Origin of the sequence: Thalassobaculum salexigens DSM 19539 (assembly GCF_000423805.1) — a bacterium.
GTDB lineage: Bacteria > Pseudomonadota > Alphaproteobacteria > Thalassobaculales > Thalassobaculaceae > Thalassobaculum > Thalassobaculum litoreum.
Genome location: NZ_KE384094.1, coordinates 111,576 through 135,720 on the forward strand (window position 1 = coordinate 111,576; position 24,145 = coordinate 135,720).

At 66.9% G+C, this 24,145-nt stretch carries 22 protein-coding genes; 9 read left to right on the plus strand and 13 right to left on the minus strand.

The window, feature by feature from the left end; genetic code table 11:
• Positions 1-57: 57 nt before the first annotated feature.
• Positions 58-1,062, minus strand: coding sequence for a zinc-dependent alcohol dehydrogenase family protein (locus G578_RS0115750; protein ID WP_028795055.1), 1,005 nt, complete (start codon positions 1,060-1,062; stop codon positions 58-60).
• A 122-nt stretch (positions 1,063-1,184) separates the two neighbouring features.
• On the minus strand, positions 1,185-1,754 hold the full coding sequence (locus tag G578_RS0115755) for a TetR/AcrR family transcriptional regulator (RefSeq protein ID WP_084618951.1): 570 nt from the start codon (positions 1,752-1,754) through the stop codon (positions 1,185-1,187).
• Between the two features lie 164 nt (positions 1,755-1,918).
• Here G578_RS0115755 and G578_RS0115760 point away from each other — a divergent pair, with 164 nt between their 5' ends.
• Entirely contained in the window at positions 1,919-2,323 is a 405-nt protein-coding gene (locus tag G578_RS0115760) for a RidA family protein (RefSeq protein ID WP_038015128.1), read from the plus strand.
• Here G578_RS0115760 and G578_RS0115765 read toward each other — a convergent pair whose 3' ends face one another.
• Complete coding sequence (locus G578_RS0115765; protein WP_028795058.1) at positions 2,324-3,205, minus strand: beta-keto acid cleavage family enzyme; 882 nt, start codon at positions 3,203-3,205, stop codon at positions 2,324-2,326.
• A 122-nt stretch (positions 3,206-3,327) separates the two neighbouring features.
• On the opposite strand from G578_RS0115765, the gene G578_RS0115770 reads away from it, so the two are divergent.
• Positions 3,328-4,485: a TAXI family TRAP transporter solute-binding subunit gene (locus tag G578_RS0115770; protein ID WP_051244913.1), complete on the plus strand. Its 1,158-nt coding sequence runs from the start codon at positions 3,328-3,330 to the stop codon at positions 4,483-4,485.
• A gap of 33 nt (positions 4,486-4,518) precedes the next feature.
• The gene (locus G578_RS0115775; RefSeq protein WP_028795060.1) at positions 4,519-6,504 is read left to right on the plus strand and encodes a TRAP transporter permease; all 1,986 of its coding nucleotides are present in this window, start codon (positions 4,519-4,521) and stop codon (positions 6,502-6,504) included.
• 85 nt (positions 6,505-6,589) lie between these two features.
• On the opposite strand, the gene G578_RS0115780 is transcribed toward G578_RS0115775, so the two are convergent.
• The 3 genes from G578_RS0115780 to G578_RS0115790 form a co-directional block, all read right to left on the minus strand.
• On the minus strand, positions 6,590-8,212 hold the full coding sequence (locus tag G578_RS0115780) for a BCCT family transporter (RefSeq protein ID WP_028795061.1): 1,623 nt from the start codon (positions 8,210-8,212) through the stop codon (positions 6,590-6,592).
• Positions 8,213-8,586: 374 nt separating this feature from the next.
• Positions 8,587-10,125 carry a class I adenylate-forming enzyme family protein gene (locus G578_RS0115785; protein WP_028795062.1) on the minus strand — a complete coding sequence of 513 codons (1,539 nt, stop codon included), beginning with the start codon at positions 10,123-10,125 and terminating at the stop codon, positions 8,587-8,589.
• Between the two features lie 13 nt (positions 10,126-10,138).
• Complete coding sequence (locus tag G578_RS0115790) at positions 10,139-11,299, minus strand: acyl-CoA dehydrogenase family protein (protein WP_028795063.1); 1,161 nt, start codon at positions 11,297-11,299, stop codon at positions 10,139-10,141.
• A 169-nt stretch (positions 11,300-11,468) separates the two neighbouring features.
• Here G578_RS0115790 and ggt point away from each other — a divergent pair, with 169 nt between their 5' ends.
• Both ggt and G578_RS0115800 read left to right on the plus strand, forming a co-directional pair.
• Positions 11,469-13,052, plus strand: coding sequence for a gamma-glutamyltransferase (gene ggt / locus G578_RS0115795; protein ID WP_028795064.1), 1,584 nt, complete (start codon positions 11,469-11,471; stop codon positions 13,050-13,052).
• Between the two features lie 222 nt (positions 13,053-13,274).
• Positions 13,275-14,234 (plus strand): Gfo/Idh/MocA family protein, encoded by a 960-nt coding sequence (locus G578_RS0115800; RefSeq protein ID WP_028795065.1) that lies wholly within the window; start codon positions 13,275-13,277, stop codon positions 14,232-14,234.
• A gap of 167 nt (positions 14,235-14,401) precedes the next feature.
• Here G578_RS0115800 and G578_RS0115805 read toward each other — a convergent pair whose 3' ends face one another.
• From G578_RS0115805 to G578_RS0115830, 6 genes are all read right to left on the minus strand, one after another.
• Entirely contained in the window at positions 14,402-14,797 is a 396-nt protein-coding gene (locus G578_RS0115805; RefSeq protein WP_028795066.1) for a hypothetical protein, read from the minus strand.
• 1 nt (position 14,798) lies between these two features.
• Complete coding sequence (locus tag G578_RS0115810; RefSeq protein ID WP_028795067.1) at positions 14,799-15,050, minus strand: hypothetical protein; 252 nt, start codon at positions 15,048-15,050, stop codon at positions 14,799-14,801.
• 109 nt (positions 15,051-15,159) lie between these two features.
• Complete coding sequence (locus tag G578_RS0115815) at positions 15,160-15,744, minus strand: histidine phosphatase family protein (RefSeq protein ID WP_028795068.1); 585 nt, start codon at positions 15,742-15,744, stop codon at positions 15,160-15,162.
• Positions 15,741-16,757: an NAD(P)H-dependent flavin oxidoreductase gene (locus G578_RS0115820; RefSeq protein ID WP_028795069.1), complete on the minus strand. Its 1,017-nt coding sequence runs from the start codon at positions 16,755-16,757 to the stop codon at positions 15,741-15,743. Before G578_RS0115820 ends, G578_RS0115815 begins: the two co-directional genes overlap by 4 nt.
• A 26-nt stretch (positions 16,758-16,783) precedes the next feature.
• Positions 16,784-18,892: an acetate--CoA ligase family protein gene (locus G578_RS0115825; RefSeq protein WP_028795070.1), complete on the minus strand. Its 2,109-nt coding sequence runs from the start codon at positions 18,890-18,892 to the stop codon at positions 16,784-16,786.
• Between the two features lie 14 nt (positions 18,893-18,906).
• Positions 18,907-19,953: a cyclase family protein gene (locus tag G578_RS0115830; RefSeq protein ID WP_028795071.1), complete on the minus strand. Its 1,047-nt coding sequence runs from the start codon at positions 19,951-19,953 to the stop codon at positions 18,907-18,909.
• Positions 19,954-20,116: 163 nt separating this feature from the next.
• Between G578_RS0115830 and G578_RS26645 the strand changes: the two genes are divergently transcribed.
• Positions 20,117-21,016 carry a DMT family transporter gene (locus G578_RS26645; protein WP_051244914.1) on the plus strand — a complete coding sequence of 300 codons (900 nt, stop codon included), beginning with the start codon at positions 20,117-20,119 and terminating at the stop codon, positions 21,014-21,016.
• An 11-nt stretch (positions 21,017-21,027) separates the two neighbouring features.
• Entirely contained in the window at positions 21,028-21,903 is an 876-nt protein-coding gene (locus G578_RS0115840) for a DMT family transporter (protein ID WP_028795072.1), read from the plus strand.
• Here G578_RS0115840 and G578_RS29595 read toward each other — a convergent pair.
• Positions 21,900-22,076 carry a hypothetical protein gene (locus G578_RS29595; protein ID WP_156907355.1) on the minus strand — a complete coding sequence of 59 codons (177 nt, stop codon included), beginning with the start codon at positions 22,074-22,076 and terminating at the stop codon, positions 21,900-21,902. The two genes, G578_RS0115840 and G578_RS29595, sit on opposite strands and share 4 nt — an antisense overlap.
• A 375-nt stretch (positions 22,077-22,451) precedes the next feature.
• Between G578_RS29595 and G578_RS0115850 the strand changes: the two genes are divergently transcribed.
• Together G578_RS0115850 and G578_RS0115855 are read left to right on the plus strand one after the other, a co-directional pair.
• On the plus strand, positions 22,452-22,985 hold the full coding sequence (locus tag G578_RS0115850) for a 2,4'-dihydroxyacetophenone dioxygenase family protein (RefSeq protein WP_038015129.1): 534 nt from the start codon (positions 22,452-22,454) through the stop codon (positions 22,983-22,985).
• A gap of 48 nt (positions 22,986-23,033) precedes the next feature.
• Positions 23,034-24,089: an alcohol dehydrogenase gene (locus G578_RS0115855; protein ID WP_028795075.1), complete on the plus strand. Its 1,056-nt coding sequence runs from the start codon at positions 23,034-23,036 to the stop codon at positions 24,087-24,089.
• The last annotated feature ends 56 nt before the right edge of the window (positions 24,090-24,145 follow it).

Consider the following 24,145-nt stretch of genomic DNA (forward strand, 5'->3'; position numbering starts at 1 on the left):
TCTTTTTTCGACCCTTGATGTGCCATGCAGGTGGGGGACGGTCAATTGACCGGGGATTCACGCAGTGATGACGATCTTGCCGAAATGACCGGCCGCCTCCATGGCGCGATAGGCGGATTTCGCATCGTCGAAGGCGAAGGTCTGGTCGATCACCGGCTCCAGCCTGTGCAGGGAGATCGCCGCGTTCATGTCGGCGAACATCTTCGACGAGCCGACATAGATGCCCTGTACCTTCAGGGACTTGCGCATGATCAGGGTGGGGTTGATCTCGCCGCCGGTCAGCACGCCGATCAGGCCGATGGACCCGCCGACCCGGGTCGCCGCGATCGAGCGCGCCAGGGTGCCGGCCCCGCCGACCTCCACCGTGGTGTCGGCGCCGACACCGCCGGTCAGGTCCAGCACCGCGTCCTGCCAGTCCGGCGTGGAGCGGTAGTTGACCGTCTCGTCGGCGCCCATGGCCCTGGCCCGCTCCAGCTTCTCGTCGCTGGACGAAGTCAGGATCACCCGCGCGCCCATGATCTTGGCGAACTGCAGCGCGAAGATCGACACCCCGCCGGTGCCGAGCAGCAGCACGGTCTCGCCCGCCTTCACCGCGGCGACCTCGGCCAGGGCGTGCCACGCGGTCAGCGCCGCGCAGGGCAGCGTCGCCGCCTGTTCCAGCGAGAAATGCGCCGGAACCGGGATCACGCCGCCGGCCTTCAGCACCACCTCTTCGGCCAGCACCCCGTCCAGGGCGCCGCCCAGCGCGCTGTTCATCACATCCACCGAGCACGGCCCGGCCGGCCAGTCCTGGAAGAAGCAGGAGGCGACCCGATCCCCCACCTTGAGCTTGGTCACGCCCGCGCCGACGGCGGTGATCGTGCCGGCGCCGTCGGAATTCGGGATGCGCGGATAGGGCAGGTTGCGGGCCTTGGGATCCTTGATCGTCATCAGGTCGCGGAAGTTGATCGAAGAGGCCGCGATCTTCACCCGCACCTCGCCCGGGCCGGGCTCCGGCGTGGCGACGTCGGCGAGGTTGAGCGCGTCGACGCCGCCGTCTGAAACGATCTGCCAGGCTTTCATGATCACTATCCTTCAGTGGGGGAGATCCGCCCCTGAACAGGGCGGCGGCCATACGAGCCGTCAGTTCAGTTTGGCGCGAGCATTCAGCATTCACCCTGCAGCCGTCAACGCACCCGCGGCCCTCACGTCGGATCGGCCAGCAGCCCGGTGGCGAGGTGGCGGAACGTGTCGACGGCTCGCGGCAGGACTGCCGGCGGGTCCTCGCTGGCCGCAATCCACAGCGCCGCGTTGAGTGCAGCGCCACTGAGGAGCCGGGCCGCCGCTTCCGGATCCACGGGTTTCATCACGCCCTCGGCGATGAGTTGCTCCACTGCCGTCAGTGTCACCTGCAGACACGTGTCCTGGCTCGGCCACTGGGAGGGATCGCCCAAAACCGCTGGTCCGTCGAGGAGGACGATCCGCCGGACCTCCGGGTTGAGCGCCATCTCTATATAGGCTTCGGCCTCGGCGAGCAGCGCATTCCACCCGGTCGCCTCGCGGGCGCCGATGTCCTTCGCCCGGGTCGCCATCTCCGTATCGATCTGGCTGACCACCGCCGCGAGCAGCCCGCGCTTATCACCGAAATTGTGATAGAGCGCGCCCCGCGTCAGGCCCGCCGCCGCCGTCAGATCGTCCATCGACGCGGCGGCGTATCCCTTCTCGGCAAAGGCCTTGCGGGCCGCCGCAATCAGCGCCGCCCGATTCTTCTCCATCGTCTCGATCCGACGAGTAGCCACGGATCTGTGCCTCCATTTTCACATACGTTGCGTATTTCAATTGACATACGGTACGTATATCACCAATTCACATACGAAGCGTATCCCAAATTCCAAGCCACCGGGAACGCCTTTCCTCCACCTTGCAAAGGACGTCTGCCATGCCCCGCGATGCCATCTTCCCCGCCGATCGCCACGCCCTGTACGACAATCACGGATATTCCGCCGCGATCCGATCCGGAGATCTGCTCTTCGTCTCCGGCCAGGTCGGCAGTCGGTCGGACGGCACGCCCGAGCCGGAGTTCAAACAGCAACTCCGTCAGGCCTTCGACAATCTCGGCGCCGTATTGCAAGCCGCCGGCTGCACCTTCGACGACGTGATCGACGTGACGACGTTCCACACCGACCCGGAGACGCAGTTCGACGACGTCATGGCCGCTAAGGCGCGCGTCTTTCCCGAAGCACCCTTCCCGGCCTGGACGGCAGTCGGTGTGACCTGGCTGGCGGGTTTCGATTTCGAGATCAAGGTCATCGCCCGCCTGCCCGAGAGTGCCCGGGCCTCCTGATCACCGCCCCTTGATGGAGAAGATCTCCCGCGCCTCGTCCGGCGTGGCGACCTTGGAGCCGAGCGCCTCGACGATGGTCACCGCCCGCTCCACCAGCGCCGCGTTGGACGGGGCCAGCACGCCGCGGTCGAGGTAGAGATTGTCCTCCAGCCCGACCCGCACATGGCCGCCCAGGATCACCGCCTGGGCGGCCATCGGGAACTGCATGCGGCTGATGCCGAAGCCGGACCAGATCGCGCCGTCCGGCAGCAGGCTGGCGAGATAGGTCATGGTCTCCGCCGTTGCCGGCGCGCCCCAGGGGATGCCGAGACAAAGTTGGAACATCGGCGGCGCGTCGACCAGCCCCTCCTTGACCAGTTGGGCCGCCAGTCGGGCGTGGCCGGCGTCGAACACTTCCAGTTCCGGCTTCACGCCGCTGTCGCGGATGCGGGCCGCCATCTCGCGCAGATGGGCGGGTGTGTTCATGAACACGTGCTCGCCGAAATTCATCGTCGCGATGTCCAGAGTGCACACTTCCGGGCGGAGCTGGTCGATGTGGTCGACCCGTTCCTGCGGCGATTTCAGCGTGGTGCCAGGGGCCGGCACCATCGGGTCCTGGGTACCTGGGATGTAGCGCGCACCGGGGCCGGTGGTCAGGTTGAGGACCAGCTTGGAGCCGGCGTCGCGGATCCGCTCCACCGTCTCGCGGTACAGGGCCGGGTCCATCGACGGCTTGCCGGTGGCCGGATCGCGCACATGGATATGGGCGATCGCCGCACCGGCCCGCTCCGCTTCCAGCGCGGAGGTGGCGAGCTGTTCCGGGCTGACCGGAACCGCGGGATTCTTGTCCACCGTGTCGAAACCGCCTGTGAGCGCGCAGGTGATCACCGTCTTCTCGTTCATCCCATCCTCCCGAATCGGCGCCTGTTATGCGCGCGCTTGTATACCATCTCTCAATCGGCATACTCCCCCGAGGAGGAGTTGGGAAACAACCCGACCCGATCAAAGAACAGACGGAGGAAACGATGGAGATTTCACTGCGGACCCGCGCGGTCGCCGCGATGGCTGGCGTTGCCGCCCTCACCTTTGCCGGTGTGGCCGCCGCTGAAACCAAACTGCCCAGCACCCTGACCTGGACCGCCTACGACACAGGCTCCTCGGGGCATGCCCAGTCGGTTGCGATCGGCAAGGCATTCAAGGAGAAGTACGACGTCAATCTCCGGATTTTGCCGGGCAAGAACGACGTCTCGCGTCTGCGCCCGCTGCAGGTCGGCAAGGTCGAGGCGGTCGCCAACGGCGTCGGCACCTACTTCGCCCAGGAAGCCGTATTCGGCTTCGACAAGCCGGATTGGGGTCCGCAACCCCTGCGCCTGCTCATGTCCTCCAAGGGCAGTGCCGGCCTGATGGTCGGCGTCGCCGAGGACACCGGCGTCAAGGAATACAAGGATCTCAAAGGCAAACGGGTTGCCTGGGTGAAGAGCGCTCCGGCCCTGAACCATAACGTCACCGCGATCCTGGCCTTTGCCGGGCTGACCTGGGACGACGTGACCAAGGTCGAGTTCGCCGGCTTCGGTGCGTCCTGGGAAGGCATGACCAACGACCAGGTTGATGCCGCCTTCGCGATCACGGTCTCCGGCTCCACCAAGTCGGTCGCGTCAAGCCCTCGCGGCCTGGTCTGGCCGGCCCTGCCCTTCGACGATACCGAAGGCTGGAAGCGGATGATGGCCGTCGCCCCGTACTACACCAAGAACACGGTCTCGGCCGGCACGAACATTCCGAAGGAAGGGATCGACGGGCAGGCCTATCCGTATCCGATTCTGACCGTGCGCTCGGACATGACCGATGAACTGGCGCAATCGATCACCGAGGCGATGCTCGAGACCTATGACATGTTCAAGGACGGCGCGCCGGGTGCCGCCGGCTGGGCGCTGGCCAACCAGACGTTCGAATGGGCCGTGCCGTATCACGACGGCGCAATCGCGGCGTTCAAGGGTGCCGGCGTGTGGACCGACGCCATGCAGGCGCACAACGATACGCTGGTCGCCCGCCAGAAGGTCCTGATCGATGCCTGGACCTCCTACAGCAAGGACGCGCCGTCCGATGAGGACGCCTTCGTCGAAGGCTGGGCCAAGGCCCGGGTCGCCGCACTCGAAGCCGCCGGCTTCGATCCGGTGATCCGCTGATCTAGGGCGCAACTTACAGAGAAAGGCTCGCAGATGAGCGAGCCCATCATGAACACCTCCGCCGGGGGTGACGCGGTGACGGATACCATCCGTCACCGCGTTCTCACGCCCGGCTGGACCGTGGTGATCATGGCGATGACAGCCGCCGCCGTTCTGCTGTCGATCTACCAGCTGTTCAACATCGGCTCGATGGTCGGCTGGGTGATCCTGGACCTGTCCTACCTGGACCTGATGGTGGCGCTGCTGCTGCCGATCGTGTTCCTGGTGTTCCCCATGCGCCCGAGCGACAAGAACCGTCGGACGCCACCGATCTACGACCTCGCGCTCTTCGCCGGCACCTTCGTGCTGGGATGCTACCTGGCCTGGATCGCGGTGCCCGCGGTCGAGGGCGGCTGGGAGTATTTCGCGCCCGCCTCTGCCCGCATCCTCGGCTTCGTGCTGTGGGCGCTGATGATCGAGGCCGTGCGCCGCACCGGCGGTCTCGCGCTCACCATCATCGTGCTGATCTTCTCGTTCTACCCGCCTTTCGCGGAATCGATGCCCGGCCCCCTTCAGGGCGCGCAGCAGTCGCTCTGGGAGGTCAGCCAGTATTACCTGTTCTCGTCGGAAGCGATCTTCGGCATTCCCATGCGGGCCTTCGGCAAGCTGGTGATCGGCTTCGTGATCTTCGGCGTCGCCCTGCAGCATACCGGCGCCGGACGCTTCTTCATCGACCTCGCCTTCGCCCTGCTCGGCAACGTGCGCGGCGGCGGTGCGAAGGTCGCGATCTTCTCATCCGGCCTGCTGGGTTCGATGAGCGGTTCGGTGATCACCAACGTTCTGACCACCGGCCGGCTCACCATTCCGGCGATGCGGCGCACGGGCTTCGGCAAGGAGACCGCCGCCGCGGTGGAGGCCTGCGCGTCCACGGGCGGCGTGCTGATGCCGCCGGTGATGGGGGCCACGGCCTTCGTCATGGCCTCGTTCCTCAACGTCCCCTACATCGAGATCGCCGTCGCCGCGGTGATACCGTCGCTGCTCTATTATCTCGGCCTGTTCCTGCAGATCGACGCCTATGCCGCCCGCAAGAGTCTCAAGGGCCTGCCGCGCGAGGAGTTGCCGAAGCTCGGCGCCGTGTTCCGGCGCGGCTGGCATTATCTCTTCGCGCTGGTGCTGCTGGTCTATCTCCTGCTCTACATGAAGCAGGAGGCGCTGGCGCCGTACTACGCGACAGCGGTGCTGCTGATCGCCAATCAGATCTTCGGAAAGCGGCTCGGCTGGAGCGATCTCAAGCACTTCCTGTACGAGACCGGTCAGGTGCTGGCCGAACTCGTGGCAATTCTGGGCGCCATCGGTCTGATCATCGGCGCGCTCTCGGTGACGGGCCTGGTCGGCTCGATCGCCACCGATCTGGTGCTGCTGGCCGGCGGCAACGTCTATGCCCTGCTGCTGATGGGCGCGGCGACGAGCTTCATCCTCGGCATGGGGATGACGGTCACCGCGGCCTATGTGTTCCTCGCCATCGTGCTGGCTCCGTCGCTCGTGACGGCGGGCCTGGACCCGATGGCCGTGCACATGTTCATCCTGTACTGGGGAATGCTGTCGTATATCACACCGCCGGTGGCGCTCGGTGCCTTCGCGGCGGCGACGATCTCCGGGGCGACGCCGATGCAGGCCGGATTCTCGGCCATGCGGCTCGGGTCGATCATCTACTTCATCCCGTTCTTCTTCGTGCTGGAGCCGGCATTGATCCTGAATGGGGCGCCGATGCAGATCGCCGTCGTGCTGGCGAGTGCACTGGCCGGGGTACTGCTGATCGCCTCCTCCACCCAGGGCTACCTGATCGGCTACGGCACCTTCGGCGACGGGGCGATGGCCATGGCCGTGCGCGTGATCGTCTTCGCCGGCGGCGTACTGTTCGCTTTTCCCGGCAGCGAGGACATGGGCATCGGCCATTGGGACGCGGTGCTTGCCGGTGCCGTCATCGCGGCGATCGGGCTCGGCTTCGGCCTGCTGACCCGCAAGTTGGCTCCGGGGTGAACCGGCCCCCGGTCATTTCCAGCAGACCCTGAACAAAAAAAGGGGAGGCCGAGGCCTCCCCTTTTCAATGATATGGGCGCCGGCCTCAGGCCGTATCCGACCGCGGCTCGCTCATCAGCCCCTTCACGATGGCGTAGCACGCCAGCAGCAGGACGATGGTGAACGGAAAGCCGGTCGAGACCGCCATGGCCTGCAGGGCCGTCAGGCCACCGCCGAGCAGCAGCGCAATCGCCACCAGCCCCTCGAAGCAGGCCCAGAACACCCGCTGCGACACCGGGGCGTTGGTCTTGCCCCCGGCGGTGATCGTGTCGATCACCAGAGAGCCGGAATCCGACGAGGTCACGAAGAACACGATCACCAGCAGGATGCCGATGAAGGACGTGATCTGCGCCAACGGCATCTGCTCGAGCATCACGAACAGCTTCACCGGCAGATCGGCATCGGCGATCGCCACCACGCCGGATTCGACGAAGCTGATCGCCGTGCCGCCGAAAGCCGTCATCCAAAGCACCGACACCAGCGACGGGATCAGCAGCACGCAGGTGATGAACTCCCGCACCGTGCGGCCCCGCGACACCCGGGCGATGAACATGCCCACGAACGGCGACCAGGAGATCCACCAGGCCCAGTAGAACGACGTCCAGCCCTGGCTGAAATTCGCATCGGTGCGGCCGATCGGGTTGGACAGCGCCGGCAGATACTCGAGATACGCCAACAGGTTCGAGAAGAACCCGGTCACGATCGCCATGGTCGGCCCGACGATGATGATGAACATCAGCAGCAGGAAGGCCAGGACCATGTTGATCTCGGACAGGCGCTTCACGCCGGCATCGAGACCGGCCAGTACCGAAAGCAGCGCCAAGCCGGTGATGCCGCAGATCAGCAGGACCTGAGAGGCATCGCTCACCGGCGTCCCGAACAGGAACTCCAGACCGGCATTGGCCTGGGTCGCCCCGAGGCCGAGCGAGGTGGCCAGGCCGAACAGCGTGGCGAACACCGCCAGGATATCGATGACGTGACCGGTCCAGCCCCACACCGCATCGCCGAAGATCGGATGGAAGACGCTGCGGATCGTCAGCGGCAGGCCCTTGTTATAGGAGAACAGGGCCAAGGCCAGGGCGACGACCGCGTAGATCGCCCAGGGGTGTAGCCCCCAGTGGAAGATCGTCGCCGCCATGCCAAGCGCCTTCGCGCCCTCCACATCGCCAGCCGCACCGGCCAACGGCGCCCAGCTCTCCGGGGAGCCGGCCCCTTCCGCGAGCGACGAGTTGAAGTGCGAGATCGGCTCTGAGACGCCATAGAACATCAGCCCGATGCCCATGCCGGCCGCGAACAGCATCGCGAACCAACCGCTATAGGAGTAGTCGGGCTTCGCGTCCCGCCCTCCGAGCCGCACCTTGCCGAGCGGGGTGACGATCAGGACGACGCAAAGAATCACGAAGACGTTCGCGGCTCCGATGAAGAACCAGTCGAAGGTCGAGGTCAGTGTCTCGCGCAGGGCGCCGAACGCCGCAGCGGCCTGGTCGTGCAGGATCAGGGTCAGAAACGTGAAGGCAACGATCACCAGCCCGGAGATCAGGAACACCGGGTTGTGGATGTCCAGGCCGAACGGCCCAACCTGCTTCTGAATGTTGTCCTGGCCGATTTCATAATCGGTATCGATGAGATCCGCCGGCCCGTCGGGCGGCTTCACAGCGTGGTCGGACATGTAGTTCCCTCTCGTTTGGGTTTTACAGCGCGCCGCGAGCCCCCCTTGGCCCCCAGTCGCACCGAGCCCGAACCCGAATCGGGACGGACATCTTCGACGGGGGAAAGGAGCCGACGCCTGGCAGGAAGGCTTTCGGCTCGACCGTCGGAGGTCGCGCTCCCCTCCCCCGGGCTACTCGCCGGTTGTCCCGGCTGTTCGGCGGCACCGGTCGCGGTTCCGCGTTATCGAAACGCTACCCTAACCTGAAACACCAATTTGCCACAAATCGACACACCGACCCGGAACTGTCGTGAATTCGACAGAATCAGGCCGCTTAAGTGGAAAACCCGCCACATTTGCCAGCCGACAGGTGGTATCCGCCGATCGGCCGCCGGTCAGCCGTCCAGCTTGTGCTTGAGAATCTTGCCCGCCGCCGTCGCCGGCAGGCTGTCTCGGAACTCCCAGCGCCCAGGCCGTTTGTAGGCCGACAGCTTGTCGGCCACAAAGGCCGCGAGGTCCGCGGCGCTGGGGGTGCGGCCCTGCACCGGCTGGATGAAGGCCACCACTTCCTCGTTGCCGTCCCTGGCCGGGCGGCCGACGACGGCGCACAAGCCGACGTCGGGATGCAGGGTGATCGCCGCCTCCACCTCCGGCGGGTAGACGTTGAAGCCGGAGCGGATGATCAGCTCCTTGCGGCGGCCGACCACATAGAGCAGGCCGTCGGCGTTCAGCCGGCCGAGATCTCCGGTCTTGAACCACAGCCCGTCATGGACGGCGGCCGTTTCCCCGGGTGCCTTGTAATAGCCCTTCATCACCAGCGGACCGGACACCTGGATCTCGCCCACCATGTCCGTCGGCAGGGCCGCGCCGTCGTCGCCGACGATGCGCACCTGGACGTCGGGAATGATCTCGCCGACCGTGTCGTCATCGCGCGGACGGTCGATATCGGTCACCGAGATGGTCGGCGCGGTCTCGGTCATTCCGTAGCCGTTATGCAACGGCACCCCGAAGGCCGCCTCCACCCGCCTCTTCAGTCCCAGGTCCAGCGGCGCACCGCCGGAGGACAGATAACGGATCCGCCCCGGGTTCAGTGCTCGGCCACGGATTGTGGTGAGCTCAAGGATTCGTGCGTACATCTGGGGCACGCCGTTGAACAGGCTGATCGCGCCGCCCTCGATCGCGGCCAGGGCATGCTCGGCCGAGAAACGCGGAATCAGGTCGACCCGGCCACCCATGTACATGTTGCCCAGATACACCGATGCGAGGCCGAACACGTGACTGATCGGCAACACGCCGTAGATCCGGTCGCCCGGCGTCACCCGCCTGGAGTCACCCGACCGGGCGCCGATGAACAGCAGGTTGCGATGGGTCAGCATCACGCCCTTCGGCTTCCCGGTGGTGCCGGAAGTGTAGATCATCACCGCCACCCGGTCGGCCGGATCCTCGCCGCTCTCGTCCACCGCCGGGTCGGCATCGCCGAACGCCGCCAGGGTGGCGCCGAGATCGTCCAGCTCGGCCACCGGCGCCGCTCCGTGGCGCGCGCCATGGGCCGTCGCCTCGTCCGAGACCGAGTCCGTATACAGCGCCAGCTTCGGGCGGGCATGGTCGCGGATGGCGTCGATCTCGCCCGAGGACAGGCGCGCATTGATCGGGATCGCCCAGGCGCCGAGCTTCGCCGCCGCCAGAACCGACAGAGCGGTGGCGAAGCCGTTCTCACCGACGATGTAGAACCGGTCGCCGGCCGCCAGCCCCCGCTCCGCCAGGGTGGCGGCCAGACGGGCCGACCGCGCATCCGCCTCGCCGTAGCTCATCACCCGCTCGCCCTCGGCCAGGGCCGGGATGGCGGGATACCGCTCGGCCCACCAGGCCACCGGATCGGCGATCGAGGCGAAGATGTCCGTCGCCGGACGCGAGCCGTCCCAGGTTTCCGTCATGACGGTCTCCGGGTCAGCGGGAGGCCGCGTGGGCCCGCAGCATGTTGCGGGCGATCACGATCTGCTGGATCTGCGAGGTGCCCTCGTAGATCCGGAACAGCCGAACGTCGCGGTAGAAGCGCTCGACCGCGTATTCGTTGATGTAGCCCGCACCGCCATGGATCTGCACCGCCCGGTCCGCCACCCGGCCGACCATCTCCGAGGCGTAATACTTGGCGCAGGCGGCGACCATGGCCGTGTTCTCGCCGGCGTCGAACTTGGCGGCCGCGTCCTTGACCATCGCCTCGGCGGCATAGGCCTCGGTCTTGCTGTCGGCCAGCATCGCCTGGATGAGCTGGAAGTCGGAGAGCGGCTGACCGAACTGCTTGCGCTCGGTGGCGTAGTCCAGACACTCGTTGATCAGCCGGTCGGCCATGCCGATGCACACCGAGGACAGGTGCAGCCGACCCCGGTCCAGCACCTTCATCGCGGTCTTGAAGCCCTGGCCCTCGACCCCGCCGATGATCGCGTCGGCCGGGACCTTCACGTCCTCGAAGATCACGTCGGCCACATGGGTCCCCTGCTGGCCCATCTTCTTGTACGGCTTGCCGGTGGAGATGCCAGGCGACTTGGCGTCGACCAGAAAGGCGGAGATGCCGCCCGCCCCTTTGTTGTCCGGGTCGGTGCGCGCCATGACGGTGAAGACGCCGGCCTTGGTCGAGTTGGTGATGAACCGCTTGGTGCCATTGAGGACGTAACCGTTGCCGTCCTTCTTCGCGGAGGTCCGCACCGAGGCGGCATCGGAGCCGCTGTCCGGCTCGGTCAGGCAGAACGATCCCACCAGTTCGCCGGAGGCCAGACGCGGCAGGTAGTCGCGCTTCTGATCCTCGGTGCCGTCCATCACGATGGCCTGGCTGCCGATGCCGACATTCGTGCCGATCAGCGACCGAAAACAGGGTGCCGTGTGCCCCAGCTCGTTGCCGATCACCACCTCCTCGGACATGGACAGGCCGAGCCCGCCGTATTCCTCCGGAATCGAGAGGCCGTAGAGGCCCATCTCAGCCATTTCCTGAGACACTTCCTCGGGGATCGCGTCCTCGCGGCTGACCTGTTCCTCCAGCGGAATCAGGCGCTCGGTCACGTAGCGGCGGACGGTGTCCGTAAACTGGTTGAGGGTCTCCTGATCGAGCGCCACGGCGGTCTCCCTTGATCGTCATGCCTGATCGGCACGGTTGCTTTTCTGTACGTCCGTATTTGTCGGCGGGACTATAGGTTCCGCGCTCCCAGGCGTCCACGCAGCTTGCCGAGTTTGTATACACCGGCTAAACCGCTGCAAATCGAACGAAGCGAGGAAACAACCCATCATGCGCGACCTGCACCTTCCCGGCCGTTCCCCGGTGTACGCACCCAACGCCGCCATCGCCACCTCCCACCCGCTGGCGAGCCAGGTCGGCCTCGACGTTCTGAAATCCGGTGGCACCGCCGTGGACGCCGCCGTCGCGGCCTGCGCCGTGCTCTGCGTGGTCGAGCCGCACATGACCGGCATCGGCGGCGACTGCTTCGCCCTGGTCGCCCCCAAGGGCAGCGGCGACATCGTCGCCATGAACGGCTCGGGCCGCGCGCCGGGCAAGGCCGAGCTCTCCTGGTTCCAGGAAAAGGGCATCACCGAACTGGGCGCCTCGAACGACCCGCATACGGTCACCGTGCCGGGCGCGATCGGCGCCTGGACCGCCCTGCTGGAGCGCTTCGGCAGCAAGTCCCTGGGCGAGCTGCTGCAGCCGGCGATCAAATACGCCGAAGAGGGTTATCCGGTGAGCTCCCGCGTCGGCAGCGACTGGGCCGACGCGGTGGAGAAGCTGTCGAAGAATCCGGCGGCCAAGGCGGCCATGCTGCCGAACGGCAAGGCCCCGGCCATCGGCACCCGCCACAGCCAGCCGAAGCTCGCCGCCACCTTCAAGATCCTCGCCGAGAAGGGCCGCGACGGCTTCTATACCGGCGCGGTCGCCGAAGACATGGTCGCCAGCCTGAACAAGCTGGGCAGCCTGCACAGCCTCGAAGACTTCGCCAACGCCGCCCCGGAATGGGTGGAGCCGATCACGGGCAAGTTCGCCGGCCATGACGTCTTCGAATGCCCGCCGAACGGCCAGGGCGTCTGCGCGCTGATGATCCTGTCGATCCTCGACCGCCACGACGTCGCCAGCCTGAGCCAGGCCGACCGGGTGCACCTGATCGCCGAGGCCACCAAGCTCGCCTACGCCCAGCGCGACCGCTACGTGGCCGACCCGCGCCAGGTCGACGTGCCGGTGGACTGGCTGCTGTCCGACGCCCACATCTCGGCGCTGGACGCGATGATCGACCCGAACAAGGCCGGCGCGTTCGAGCCGAGCGACTTCCCGGTCCACAAGGACACGATCTACCTGTCCTGCGTCGACAAGGACGGCACCGCGATCAGCTTCATCAACTCGATCTTCTCCGATTTCGGAAGTTGCATCATGAGCGAAAACACCGGCGTCATGCTGCATAACCGCGGCAAGTCGTTCCACCTCGTGGAAGGCCACCCGAACGCCATCGCGCCGAACAAGCGGCCGATGCACACGATCATCCCCGGCATGCTGGTGAAGGACGGCCGCGCCGTCGCCCCGTTCGGCGTCATGGGCGGCCAGTACCAGTCGACCGGCCACGCCACCTTCCTGTCGAACCTGCTGATGCGCGGTATGGACCCGCAGGAGGCGCTGGACGACAGCCGCAGCTTCGCCACCGAGGGCACCCTGCAGGTCGAGAGCACCTTCGCGCCGGAGACCTATGCGGCGCTGGAGAAGAAGGGCCACAGCCTGACCCGCATGCCGAAGCCGATCGGCGGCGGCCAGGCGGTGCTCATCGACGAGAAGAACGGCGTCCTCGTCGCCGGCTCCGACCCCCGCAAGGACGGCTGCGCGCTGGGGTATTGATCGGCGGGGTCTTGATCGGCCGACATGCCCCTTCACCGGGGTATTGATCAGCCGACGGGGTATTGATCAGTCGACGTTCCCCTTCACCGTCTTCCCGGCCCTGAGCCGGGACCTAGGGCGGGGCAGCCGGAACGTCCCAGGACATTAACCTAACGGTCCAGCCGGCGGACGGCTGGATCCCGGCGCAAGGCCGGGAAGACGAACACAGAAGGGGAGCCTGCCATGGCCCATAAGATCGCGATCATCGGCCTCGGCATCATGGGCCGTCGGCTGCTCGGCCGTATCCTGGAGCACCCGGCCTTCGAGCCGGTCGCCCTGTGGGACCCGTCCGAAACCGCCTGCAGGAAGGCCGCCGAGGAAGCGCCGGGCGTGCCGATCGTCGACAGTGCGCAGGCCGCCATCGCCGCCGCCGACGTGGTCTACCTCGCCTGCCCGCCGGTGCCGCGCAAGGCCTACGCCCTGGAGGCCGCCGCCGCCGGCAAGGCGGTGTTCCTGGAGAAGCCGCTCGGCGTCGATATCGGGGAGAGCCGCGATCTGGTGGAGAAGCTGAAGGCGTCGGGCGTGCCCGCCGCCGTCAACTTCACCCAGGCAGCCGGCAAGGCGCTCGCCACCGTGCAGGAGGCCGTCGCCTCGGGCACGACCGGCGCGCTGAGCAACATCAACATCCTCGTCACCTACCCCGCCTGGCCGCGCGCCTGGCAGGTCGATGCCGACTGGCTGCGCTTCAAGGACGAGGGCGGTTACACCCGCGAGGTCATTTCGCACTTCGTCTTCCTGTCCGAGCGCATTCTCGGCCGCACGAAGCTGGTCTGGGCCAAGCCGTCCTATCCGTCCGACCCGGCCCTGTGCGAGACCCAGGTCCTGGCCCGGCTGGAGAACGAGGCCGGCGTGCCGGTGTCCATCCTCGGCTCGGTCGGCGGCGTGCAGCCGGATCGCCAGGAGGTCTATCTCAACTTCGAGAAGACCGGATTCCTGGTCGCCGAGTTCTACCGGCTGTTCCAGTCGGACGGCGGCGCGTGGAAGGAGATCCTCGACCCGCCGGCGGACCCGCGCAAGATCAGCCTGGGCGCCCAGCTCGGCGCTCTGGATGACCTGCTCAGCGGCCGCCCGTCGAAGCTCGCCACGCTGGACGATGCGTTCAGCGTGCAGCAGAAGATCGAGGGGATGCTGGCGGGGACGTGAGGGTCTTCGCCATTGTCCTCTGTTATCTCAAGGTCCCGGCCTTGCCCCGGATCAAGTCCGGGGACAAGCCGGGATGACGGTGGTTGTAGTAAAAAATCTCGTCATCCCGGTCTGACCCGGACTTGATCCGGGGCAGGACCGGGACCGAGCCCCGTTACTGAGGCCCCTCACCCCGCCAGCCGATCCGGCATGACGAAGCCCGCCCGGGCACGGGCGCCGGCCAGCCGCTCGTCGGTGTAGTACCGGCCCAGCGCGCCCTTCACCCCCGCCATCACATCCGGGTTGCGTGCTTGAAACGCCTCCCAGCTTTCCCCGTCCGGTCCGTCGGCGATGCGTTCGTTGATCACCATCAGGAACGCGTAGGTAATGGTCTCGTGGAACAGCCCCGGCTTGCCCACATGGCCGGCGAAGGCCCGCAGGCTCATCGAATACCGGGTCATGGCCTCCGGCAGGGACATCCGCTTCAGGTAGATCCAGGCGAGCCGCACATGGGCGGCATGACGGAATTCCGACGGCGGGAGCGTCAGCGCCTCGAAGGAGCCGACAAAGGCGTCGTCGGTCATCTCACGCCTCCTTGAGTTTGTGGCTGTCGGCGGCGGTCAGGTCGAGCCCGTAGACCTCGCGGAGCTGGGCGGCCCGTTTCAGCGTCTCCTCGCCGAACGGCTGCCTGCCCTCGAAGGCGTGGAGCATCACCCCTTCGATCAGATCGCCGAGGCTGATGTCGTGCAGCTCGGCCACGCCCTTCATGACCTTCAGCAGCCGCCGCTCGATGCGCACACCGGTCTGCACGCGGTCCACAGTTCTTGAGGTCGGCATCGGGATACCTGGATATGTTATCTTGGTACATTTATAACACTCATCGAGAACCAGGCAAACGGCTTGATCCTGATTTGCATCAGGATCAAGCCGCCAGGCTCATCCGGGATCAGGACGGATCGACCGGCCGCCAGCCGTGGAGCACGCTGCGCGGTGCGATCGAGAGGGCAAAGAAGTGGCCGCCGCACGTCCCCGGCTGGTCCAGCGCGCGGGAGATCGGCTGGCCGAGATAGTGTGCCAGAGCCAGCGCTCCCACGGCCCCGTGACTGACGACGGCGACACTCCCGGACGCCTGCGCCATCACCGCCTCCAGGGCGTCGGCGATCCGGGCCTGTTCGTCCACGGCCCGGGCCCAACCGCGGATGCTGCTCTCGGGCTCGGCGAAGAAGGCATCGGCCGTCGCCTGAAACTCCGCCGGCGGCAGATAGCCGGTCGACGACCGATCGTTCTCGCCCAGGTCGGTCCGCTCGATCGGGGTCAGACCGAGGAGGCCGCAGAGAAGGGCCGCCCCGTCCCGCGCCTTGCGCTCGGTGCTGCAATAGATCGCCGACAGGCTCCAGAGCCAGGGCGTCGAGGCCAGCGCCGCGATCCGGACGCGGCCGCGATCGGACAGCGGCCAATCGGTGATCGGCACCGCCGGGTCGATCACCACGTCCGGATGGGTGATGAAATAGAGGACGGGTTCGCCGCTCACTCCGCCGCCGCGGCCGCTCCGCCGACGGAGATCGCACCCATCCGGCCGGCCGCAGCGACCGCGTCGTCGATCAGCCGGTCCATGATCGCCTCCACCGGCTCGATCCTGTCGGCAAAGACGCAGGCCTGGCCCATGGACAGGATGCCCTTCTCCGGGTCGCCCTCGGTATAGGCCTGCTTCTGGGCCAGCCCCATCACATAGGGCCGATACGCCTCGAACTCGGTCACGCCCTGGCGTTCCAGCTCGGCGATGGCGCGGGTGGTGGCGTTGTCGATGCCGCGGAAGGTGTTGCGCATGGAGGCGAGCACCAGGGCGGTGTCGGTCTCCTGGGCGTCGATCACCCGCTGCTTGATGGCGTCGTGGCTCCAGATCTCGCTGGCCACCAGGAAGCGGGTGCCGATCAGCGCCGCATCCGCGCCCATGGCAAGCACCGCCGCGACCTGAGTGCCGGTGCCGATGCCGCCGCCGATCAGGATCGGCTTGTCGACCCGTTGAACCGCCAGCGGCGCCTGCACGATGGAACCGACCAGGTTCAGCCCCGGGTGGCCGCCGCATTCGGCCCCGACCACGGCGATGGCGTCGACCGGCAGTTTGGAGGCGGCGGAGACCGCGTGCTTCACGGTGGCGACCTTGTGGAACACCACGCCGCCGGCGTCCTTGATCCGCTCCACGAAATCGGCCGGTGGCAGGCCCGCCGTCTCGAAGTGGCGCACGCCTTTGTCCAGGGCGATCTCGAGTTGGGCCGGCAGGTCCTTGTTGTGATCGGTATGGACCGACAGGTAGAGGTTCACGCCGAACGGCTTGCCGCCGGTAAGGCGCTTCGCCTTATCCAGCTCGGCCTCGAACTCGCCCGGACCGGGAAAGGTCTTGGCGGTGATGTAACCCATGCCGCCCGCGTTCACGACCCCGGCCACATAGGCCGCGTCGGCCAGCCACATCAGGCCCCCGGCGACGATCGGATGGTCGATGCCGAACAGCTCGGTGATGCGGGTCTTGAAGCGCTGCGGTCGCATGGAGGCCGCTCCCTATTCCGGCGTGATCAGCGGGGAACGATCAGGGCGTCGAGCGCCACGCATCCCTCGCCCTTTGGTAGCACCCGCACCGGGTTCAGGTCGACGCTTTCGATCCGCGCGCCCTCGCTGGCGGCGAAGACCGAGACCGTCGACAGCAACTCGGCGAGTGCCTCCACATCGGCCGGCGGCGCGCCGCGCACCCCGCCATAGATCTTCGCGCCCTTCAGCTCGGCGATCATGCGTTTGGCCTCCTCGACACCGAAGGGCGCGAGCCGGAACGACACATCCTCCAGCACTTCCACAAGGATGCCGCCGAGGCCGACCATCACCACCGGCCCGAAGGTCGGGTCGTTCTGCACGCCGATGACCGTCTCCACGCCCTCCGGCGCCATGGCGGCGACCAGAACCCCGTCGACCTCCGCCTTGGGCGCGGCTTCGGAGACGCGGGTCACCAGTCCGTCATAGGCCGCCGAAGCATTGCTCGCGGTCACACCGACCACCACACCACCGACCTCGGTCTTGTGCAGGATATCGGCCGAGGCGATCTTCAGGACCGCCTTGCCGCCCAACGCCTTCACCGCTTCCTCGGCCTCATGGGCGCTGGTGACCAGGCGCCGGTCCACGAAGGGCACGCCCCAGCTCTCCAGCAGGTCGGAGGCCTCGTGCTCGCCGATCGGCCGGGACGGCACCGGCTTGGCGCCGGACGGTGCGCTGGGCGGTGCCGCCTCTATCTTGCGGGCGAAGAACCGGCCGAAGCGGCTGATCACCGCCGCCGCAGCGACGGCGCGGGTCGGGTCCTCGAACACCGGATAGCCGCCCTCCTCGTAGTGCCGCACGATCTCCGGCGGGGCGATGAGGGACAGAATGATCGACTTGTCCGGGAACCGCTCGCGCGTCTCCTGCAGGGTCTTGATCAGGTCGTCGGCGATGTAGCGCGAGGCGGCGATCATGGTGAAGAACGCCACCACCACGTCGTAGCCGCCTTCGTCCAGCATCATCCGCATGTTGGTGGTGATCAGCGACAGGTCGTTGAACGCCTGGGCGGTGATGTCCACCGGGTTGCGGACCGCGGCGAAGGGCAGCAGCTCCTTCAACGCCTTCTGGGTGTCGGCCGGCATCTCCTTCACGTCGAGGCCGTAGTCGATGGCGGCATCCGCCATCTGCACGCCGACGCCGCCGGAGATCGTCATCAGGCCGATGGCGTTGCCGTCGGGATAGGCGCCGCGCGAGCAGATATAGGCGGCGTCGATCATCTGGTCGGTGGTGTCCACCCGCATCACGCCGTACTGGGCGAACAGGGCGTCGTAGATCCGGTCGGAGCCGGCCAGCGCCGCCGTGTGCGAAGCCGCGGCCGCCGCGCCGATCTCCGAGCGTCCGACCTTCTGGAAGATCACCGGCTTGCCGGCCTTGGCCGCCGCCTCCAGGGCCGCGCGGGTGGCGTCGCCGTCGCGGATGCCTTCCGCATAGGCGACGATCACCTTGGTGTCGTCATCGGCGGCCAGATAGGCGATGGCGTCGGCAACGTCCACATCGGCCTCGTTGCCGGTGGTGATCCAGATCCCGGTCTCCACCCCCTTCTGCCGCATCAGGTGGAAGACATGGCTGCCATAGGCGCCGGACTGGCTGGCGATCGAAACCGGGCCCGGTTTCGGCAGCAGGTGGTCCACCGAGGAGGAGAAGGTGGCGAGCCAGTTGCAGCGGGCGTTGAAGATGCCGAGGCAGTTCGGCCCCAGCACCCGGATCCCGCCGGCCCGGGCCACCGAGCGCACCCGGTCCTGCAGCTTCGCGCCGTCGGCGCCCATCTCGGCGAAGCCGGAGGAGAACACCACCGCCCCCTTGCAGCCCTTGTCGGCCAGCGCCTCCAGGGTGTCGGCCACCACAGGCGCCGGCACGGCGACGATGGCCGCGTCCGGCGCTGACGGTAGGGAGGTGACATCGGCATAGGCCTGCAGCCCCTGCACGGTGTCGCGCTTCGGGTTCACCGGCCAGATCGGGCCGGAGAAGCCGCCCCGGATCATGTATCCGAGCGGCCGGCCGCCGATCCGCTTGGGATCGTCGGAGGCGCCGATGACAGCGATGGAACGCGGGGAAATCAGCGGCGTCAGGGTGCTGACGTCGGGTCTGTCCTGGCTCATGCGGCTTCCAGTGGTCAAACGGTGGCGATGGCGTTTGCCGGCGACCCGACCGCGCCCGGCAGGTTCAGCGGCGGGGCCGTGAGCAGGAAGCGGTTGCGCCCGTTCTCGTGCAGCCAGTTCGCCAGTTCCGTCAGGTACCAGATCTCGCCCAGATGGACGCCGAGCTTGAACAGGCAGAGCTCGTGCAGCGGCAGCATCACCTTCTTCGGGCCGTTGCGCCGGTCCTTGCCGGGCGCCTGCTCGACCGCGTAGTTGTCGGCGATCAGCACCGACAGGCCGCTGTCGCGCACCCATTCCTGCAGCTCCGGGTCGCCGCCGTCGAGCGCCGGGCAGCCATTATGCATGAACTCCGGATCCGGATTGCCCTGCATATCGATGATCCCCTGCGAGAAGCCGGTGTGCAGGCAGACCATGTCGCCCTCCTCCACCACCACGCCGTCCTCGTCCATGATCTTCGACAGGGTCTGGAAGTCGACCACCGTGCGCTCGTCGCCGAGATGGCGGTGCAGGTCGATCATCACGCCGCGGCCCTGGACGCAGGCGCCGGCCATGTTCTCGATGCCCAGCGCCTTGGCCCGCACGCCCTCGAAGCGCATCAGCGGGTCGGCCTTGTCGTTCGGGTCGCCGGCGAGCTTGTGCTCCTGGCCGCTCCAGCCGTTGTAGTAGACGACCTCGGGCACCCCGTCGCCGTTGGCGTCGAACATCGAGCCGACATGGGTCAGGCTGTCCCACTGGGAGGAATACTGCAGGCAGATCAGCGCCGCGTCGTCGCAGATGACGTCGGTCAGCTCCGGGTTCTCCTGCTCCATGGCGAAGTTGTAGTTGGCGAGATTGTTGCGCTCGGTGGCGAACAGGCGCGGCGGGAACCGGCGCGGGTTCAGCACGCGGCCGCCCGGCAGGTCCAGCGGCAGGGAGAGACAGAAGCGCTTGCCGGTCTTGACCTCCTTCACCGCCTCGACGACCCGTTCGGGCGTGAGCAGATTCAGCCGCCCCAGCTGATCGTCCGGGCCGAAATCGCCCCAATTCGAGCCCTCAGGCCGGTTCACCCACCGTCCCGCCATCGCTTCCTCCATCCCGGATATGCCGCCTCTTGGCCGGGCGGCGCTTGTTTGGTTGGACGGCGATTGTCGCGGGTGGCGCTGGCCGGCGCAAGACCACTACCGCCATCACCACTACCGCCAGGACCGGCCGCGTGATAGCGAAGCGCCGCAACCCGAGGTGCCGATGTCCGCTCCCCCGATTCCCGCCCCGCAGCCGCTGCACGAGTCCCTGGCGCTGGCCATCGCCTGCATGGTCGCCGCCCAGATCGTGTTCACCGCCATGGACACCATGGTGAAGCTGCTGTCCGACGGGTTCGGCGCGGCGCAGATCGTCTGGGGCTTCTTCGCCGCCTTCACCGTGACGGCGACGGTCGATGCGGCGCGCAACGGCTCGCTGCGGGGCGCCCTGCGCACCCGCCGCCCGCTGCTGCACATCGTCCGCGCCCTGCTGCTGCCGGTGAACATGGCGGCCATGGTGCTGGCCCTGAACCTGCTGCCGCTCGCCACGGTGACGACGGTGGTGTGCACCTTCCCGCTGATCGTCACCGCCCTGTCGGTGCCGATCCTGGGCGAGCATGTGGGGCCGCGCCGCTGGACGGCGGTGGCGATCGGCTTCGTCGGCGTGCTGATCGTGGTGCGCCCCGGCACCGACGTGTTCGACCCCGCCGCCTTCGTCGCGCTGTTCGCAGGCGCGGTCTACGCCCTCTATCTGGTGCTGACCCGCCTGCTCAGCCGCACCGACCGCAGCGACGGCATCGCGTTGAGCACGGCCTGGATCGGGCTCGCCGTCTTCTCCTTCGCCTTGCCCTTCGACTGGCGCATGCCGAGCCTGGAGGAAGGTCTGCTGCTGGCATTCGTGGCGCTGGCCGGCACGATCGGGCACCGGCTGATCATCGTCGCCTTCTCCCGCGCGCCGGCCAGCACGTTGCAGCCCTTCACCTATCTCCAGGTGGTCTGGGCGACGGGTGCCGGACTGGTGGTATTCGGCCATCTGCCGGACGGGATTACCCTGATCGGTGCCGGGGTGATCGTCGCCAGCGGTCTCTATGCCTGGTGGCGCGAACGACAGGTCACGACGCCGTGAGCCGGGTGCCCATGTCCACCGCCGCGCGCGGAATCCTGCTCATCCTGCTGGCGAATTTCGGCTTCGCCGGGATGGACGCGGTGTCGAAGACGCTGACCATGGAGTATTCCGTGGCCCAGATCCTCTGGGTCCGCTTCGCGTTCTTCGCGGCCTTCGCCACCGTCCTCGCCTGGCGGCGCGGCGGTGGAATCCTGCCGCAGTTCCGTACGACGCGGCCGGTGTTCCAGACCGCCCGCGCGCTGCTGCTGGTGGCGGAGATCGGCTGCTTCATCCTCGGCTTCCGCTACCTGCAGCTCGCCGAGTCCCATTCCATCGGCGCCGTCTTCCCGCTGGTGATCACGGCCCTGTCTGCCCTCTGGCTGGGCGAGCAGGTCGGCGTGCGGCGCTGGACCGCCGTCGGCATCGGCTTCATCGGCATGCTGGTCATCCTGCGGCCGGGCCTTGCCGTCTTCGAGGTGGCGGCCCTGCTGCCCCTGGCGGGCGCGATCATGTTCGCGGTCTATCAGGTGATGACCAAACTGCTGTCGCGCACCGACGGCATGGTGACGATCCTGCTTTACACGGGCTGGGTCGGGTTCCTGGCGATGAGCCTGTTCGGCCCGTTCGACTGGACCTGGCCGGACGCCAAGGGCTGGGCCCTGCTGGTGCTGGCGGGCCTGCTGGGATCGATCGGCCACGCCACGGTCATCAAGGCGCTGGAGATCGCGCCCGCCAGCGTGCTGCAGCCGTTCAACTACACCCTGCTGGTCTGGGCCACCGGGATCGGCTTCGTTGTCTTCGGCGACCTGCCCGACCTGTGGACCGTGGTCGGCGCGACCGTCATCGTCGCCAGCGGCCTGTACGTGTGGTGGCGCGAACGGGTGCGTGCCGCCCGGGCTGACGCCTAGAGAAGGGCGTTCGCCAACGCGCCGCCGGCCAGGAACATGATCCAGGCGATCAGCGGCCGGTAGAAAAACCGGTAGGAAATCTGCACCACGGCAGGTGCCTTATGCAGGTCTCCCCGGGCCGGAACCAGCCCGTGCCCACTGAAGATCAGATAGAGGTTCGAGACGAGAACCATGAAACAGCCTGAGAACACGTAAATCCCGAATATTATTTTAAATACGCTCGAATTTAACACCACATACAAGAAATCGATATTTATCGATCCGCTTGTGAAGCAGAAAGCGCCGAGCAAAAAGCAGACAATTGTAATCAATTTTCTCTGAGATATCCGTGGAAGCTTCTGGTATCCCCGCATGACATCCTCGCTTGTCAAGTATATCACCCCGCGATCAATCTAAGGTAGACGAGAATATCTTAGCAAATTCTTAATTTCCTTTTCGGGGTTCCGGAAGATCCGGCGGCAATCCGGGGGTTTGCGCCCCGCCCCGCGGATAGGCTTAAATTCAGGCAATCAGAAGAACACCCAGCCAATGCCGATTCGGAGGAAACCATGTCGAGCGCCATCACGCGCCTGGAAGCCTATAAAGACGACACCATGAAGCGGATCCCGCTGCCCGAGCACGCGGCGCGGGAACTGTTCTTCACCACCGACGAGGACGACGAGCGCGTCTGGATGCCGATCGGCGACGGGATCCTGGCCCGGCCGATGCTGTTCAACCCAGTCCAGGGCTCCTGGGTCACGCTGATCAAGGCCGACAAGCCGGGCATCGTCAGCCGCCACCGCCATCCGGCCCCGGTCACCGGCTACACGCTGGAAGGCGCCTGGGGCTATCTGGAGCACGACTGGACCGCCACGCCCGGCTCCTTCCTGTTCGAGCCCGCGGGCGAGACCCATACCCTGGTGGTCGACCCCGAGGTCGGGCACATGAAGTGCCTGTTCCATAATTTCGGACCGCTGATTTTCGTCGATGCCGAGGGCAACCAGACCGGCTATGACGACGTCTTCACACGCCTGGAGAAGTTCAAGGCGCATTACGAGGCCAACGGATTGGGGGCCGAGTTCGCCACCCGCCTGATCCGTTGATCTTCTCAAGACCCCCACACCAAAAAGCCCCAAGGGAGCGATAAGACGATGCGCAGCTACCAACTGGTCCAGCCCGGCAAGCCGTTCGAGGCCGTCGAGCGCGAGGATCCGACACCGACCGGGACCGAAGTGCTGGTCCGCGTGACCCGCGCCGGCGTGTGCCATTCGGACATCCACATCTCCGACGGCTATTTCGACCTGGGCGGCGGCAAGAAGCTCGACATCGTGGCCCGCGGCCAGCGCCTGCCGGTCACCCTCGGCCACGAGGTCCTGGGCGAGGTCATCGCCGCCGGTCCGGACGCCAAGGACGCGCCGATCGGCAAGACCATGCTGGTCCACCCGTGGCTCGGCTGCGGCGAGTGCTCGGCCTGCAAGGCGGAGCAGGAGAACCACTGCCCGACCATGCGCTCCATCGGCATCTTCCGCGACGGCGGCTACGCCACCCACTGCCTGGTGCCGCATCCGAAGTACCTGGTCGATATCGGCGACGTCGATCCGACCATCGCCACCCCGTATTCCTGCTCCGGCGTCACGGTATATTCGGCGCTGAAGAAGGCGATGCCGGTGCTCGACAGCGAGTGGCTGGCGATCTTCGGCGCCGGCGGCCTCGGCCTGTCGGCCGTCGCCATCGCCAAGGGCATGGGCGTGAAGAACGTCATCTCCGTCGATATCGACGACGAGAAGCTGGACGCCGCCAAGGGTGTGGGCGCCGACGCGGTGCTGAACACCAAGACAGCGGAGAACGCCATCGCCGAGCTGCAGAAGATCGCCGGCGGCGAGCTGCGGGCGGTGGTCGACACGGTGGGCGGCGAGGCGACCTCCAGCGTCGGCATCGGCGCGGTGCGCAAGGGCGGCCGCTACGTCATCGTCGGCCTGTATGGCGGCGAGCTGACCGTCTCCCTGCCGACCATCCCGATGCGGGCGCTGTCGATCATGGGCTCGTATGTGGGCTCGCTGGGCGAGCTGAAGGAGCTGATGGAGCTGGTCAAGGCGGGCAAGGTGAAGCCGATCCCGATGGAGACCCGGCCGCTGGAGACCGCCTACGACACCCTGCAGGACCTCAAGGCCGGCCGCATCACCGGCCGCGTGGTGCTGACGAGCTGACGGATATGGGGCGCCGATCGGCTCTGGCCTACGGCGCCCCAACCGACCTTCATCCC

Bases quoted from the DNA above. Each gene is read 5' to 3' on its own strand.
- G578_RS0115750 (WP_028795055.1), bottom strand. From the start codon at position 1,062: ATGAAAGCCTGGCAGATCGTTTCAGACGGCGGCGTCGACGCGCTCAAC.
- G578_RS0115755 (WP_084618951.1), bottom strand. From the start codon at position 1,754: ATGGAGAAGAATCGGGCGGCGCTGATTGCGGCGGCCCGCAAGGCCTTT.
- G578_RS0115760 (WP_038015128.1), top strand. From the start codon at position 1,919: ATGCCCCGCGATGCCATCTTCCCCGCCGATCGCCACGCCCTGTACGAC.
- G578_RS0115765 (WP_028795058.1), bottom strand. From the start codon at position 3,205: ATGAACGAGAAGACGGTGATCACCTGCGCGCTCACAGGCGGTTTCGAC.
- G578_RS0115770 (WP_051244913.1), top strand. From the start codon at position 3,328: ATGGAGATTTCACTGCGGACCCGCGCGGTCGCCGCGATGGCTGGCGTT.
- G578_RS0115775 (WP_028795060.1), top strand. From the start codon at position 4,519: ATGAGCGAGCCCATCATGAACACCTCCGCCGGGGGTGACGCGGTGACG.
- G578_RS0115780 (WP_028795061.1), bottom strand. From the start codon at position 8,212: ATGTCCGACCACGCTGTGAAGCCGCCCGACGGGCCGGCGGATCTCATC.
- G578_RS0115785 (WP_028795062.1), bottom strand. From the start codon at position 10,125: ATGACGGAAACCTGGGACGGCTCGCGTCCGGCGACGGACATCTTCGCC.
- ggt (WP_028795064.1), top strand. From the start codon at position 11,469: ATGCGCGACCTGCACCTTCCCGGCCGTTCCCCGGTGTACGCACCCAAC.
- G578_RS0115800 (WP_028795065.1), top strand. From the start codon at position 13,275: ATGGCCCATAAGATCGCGATCATCGGCCTCGGCATCATGGGCCGTCGG.
- G578_RS0115805 (WP_028795066.1), bottom strand. From the start codon at position 14,797: ATGACCGACGACGCCTTTGTCGGCTCCTTCGAGGCGCTGACGCTCCCG.
- G578_RS0115810 (WP_028795067.1), bottom strand. From the start codon at position 15,050: ATGCCGACCTCAAGAACTGTGGACCGCGTGCAGACCGGTGTGCGCATC.
- G578_RS0115820 (WP_028795069.1), bottom strand. From the start codon at position 16,757: ATGCGACCGCAGCGCTTCAAGACCCGCATCACCGAGCTGTTCGGCATC.
- G578_RS0115825 (WP_028795070.1), bottom strand. From the start codon at position 18,892: ATGAGCCAGGACAGACCCGACGTCAGCACCCTGACGCCGCTGATTTCC.
- G578_RS0115830 (WP_028795071.1), bottom strand. From the start codon at position 19,953: ATGGCGGGACGGTGGGTGAACCGGCCTGAGGGCTCGAATTGGGGCGAT.
- G578_RS26645 (WP_051244914.1), top strand. From the start codon at position 20,117: ATGTCCGCTCCCCCGATTCCCGCCCCGCAGCCGCTGCACGAGTCCCTG.
- G578_RS0115840 (WP_028795072.1), top strand. From the start codon at position 21,028: ATGTCCACCGCCGCGCGCGGAATCCTGCTCATCCTGCTGGCGAATTTC.
- G578_RS29595 (WP_156907355.1), bottom strand. From the start codon at position 22,076: ATGGTTCTCGTCTCGAACCTCTATCTGATCTTCAGTGGGCACGGGCTG.
- G578_RS0115850 (WP_038015129.1), top strand. From the start codon at position 22,452: ATGTCGAGCGCCATCACGCGCCTGGAAGCCTATAAAGACGACACCATG.
- G578_RS0115855 (WP_028795075.1), top strand. From the start codon at position 23,034: ATGCGCAGCTACCAACTGGTCCAGCCCGGCAAGCCGTTCGAGGCCGTC.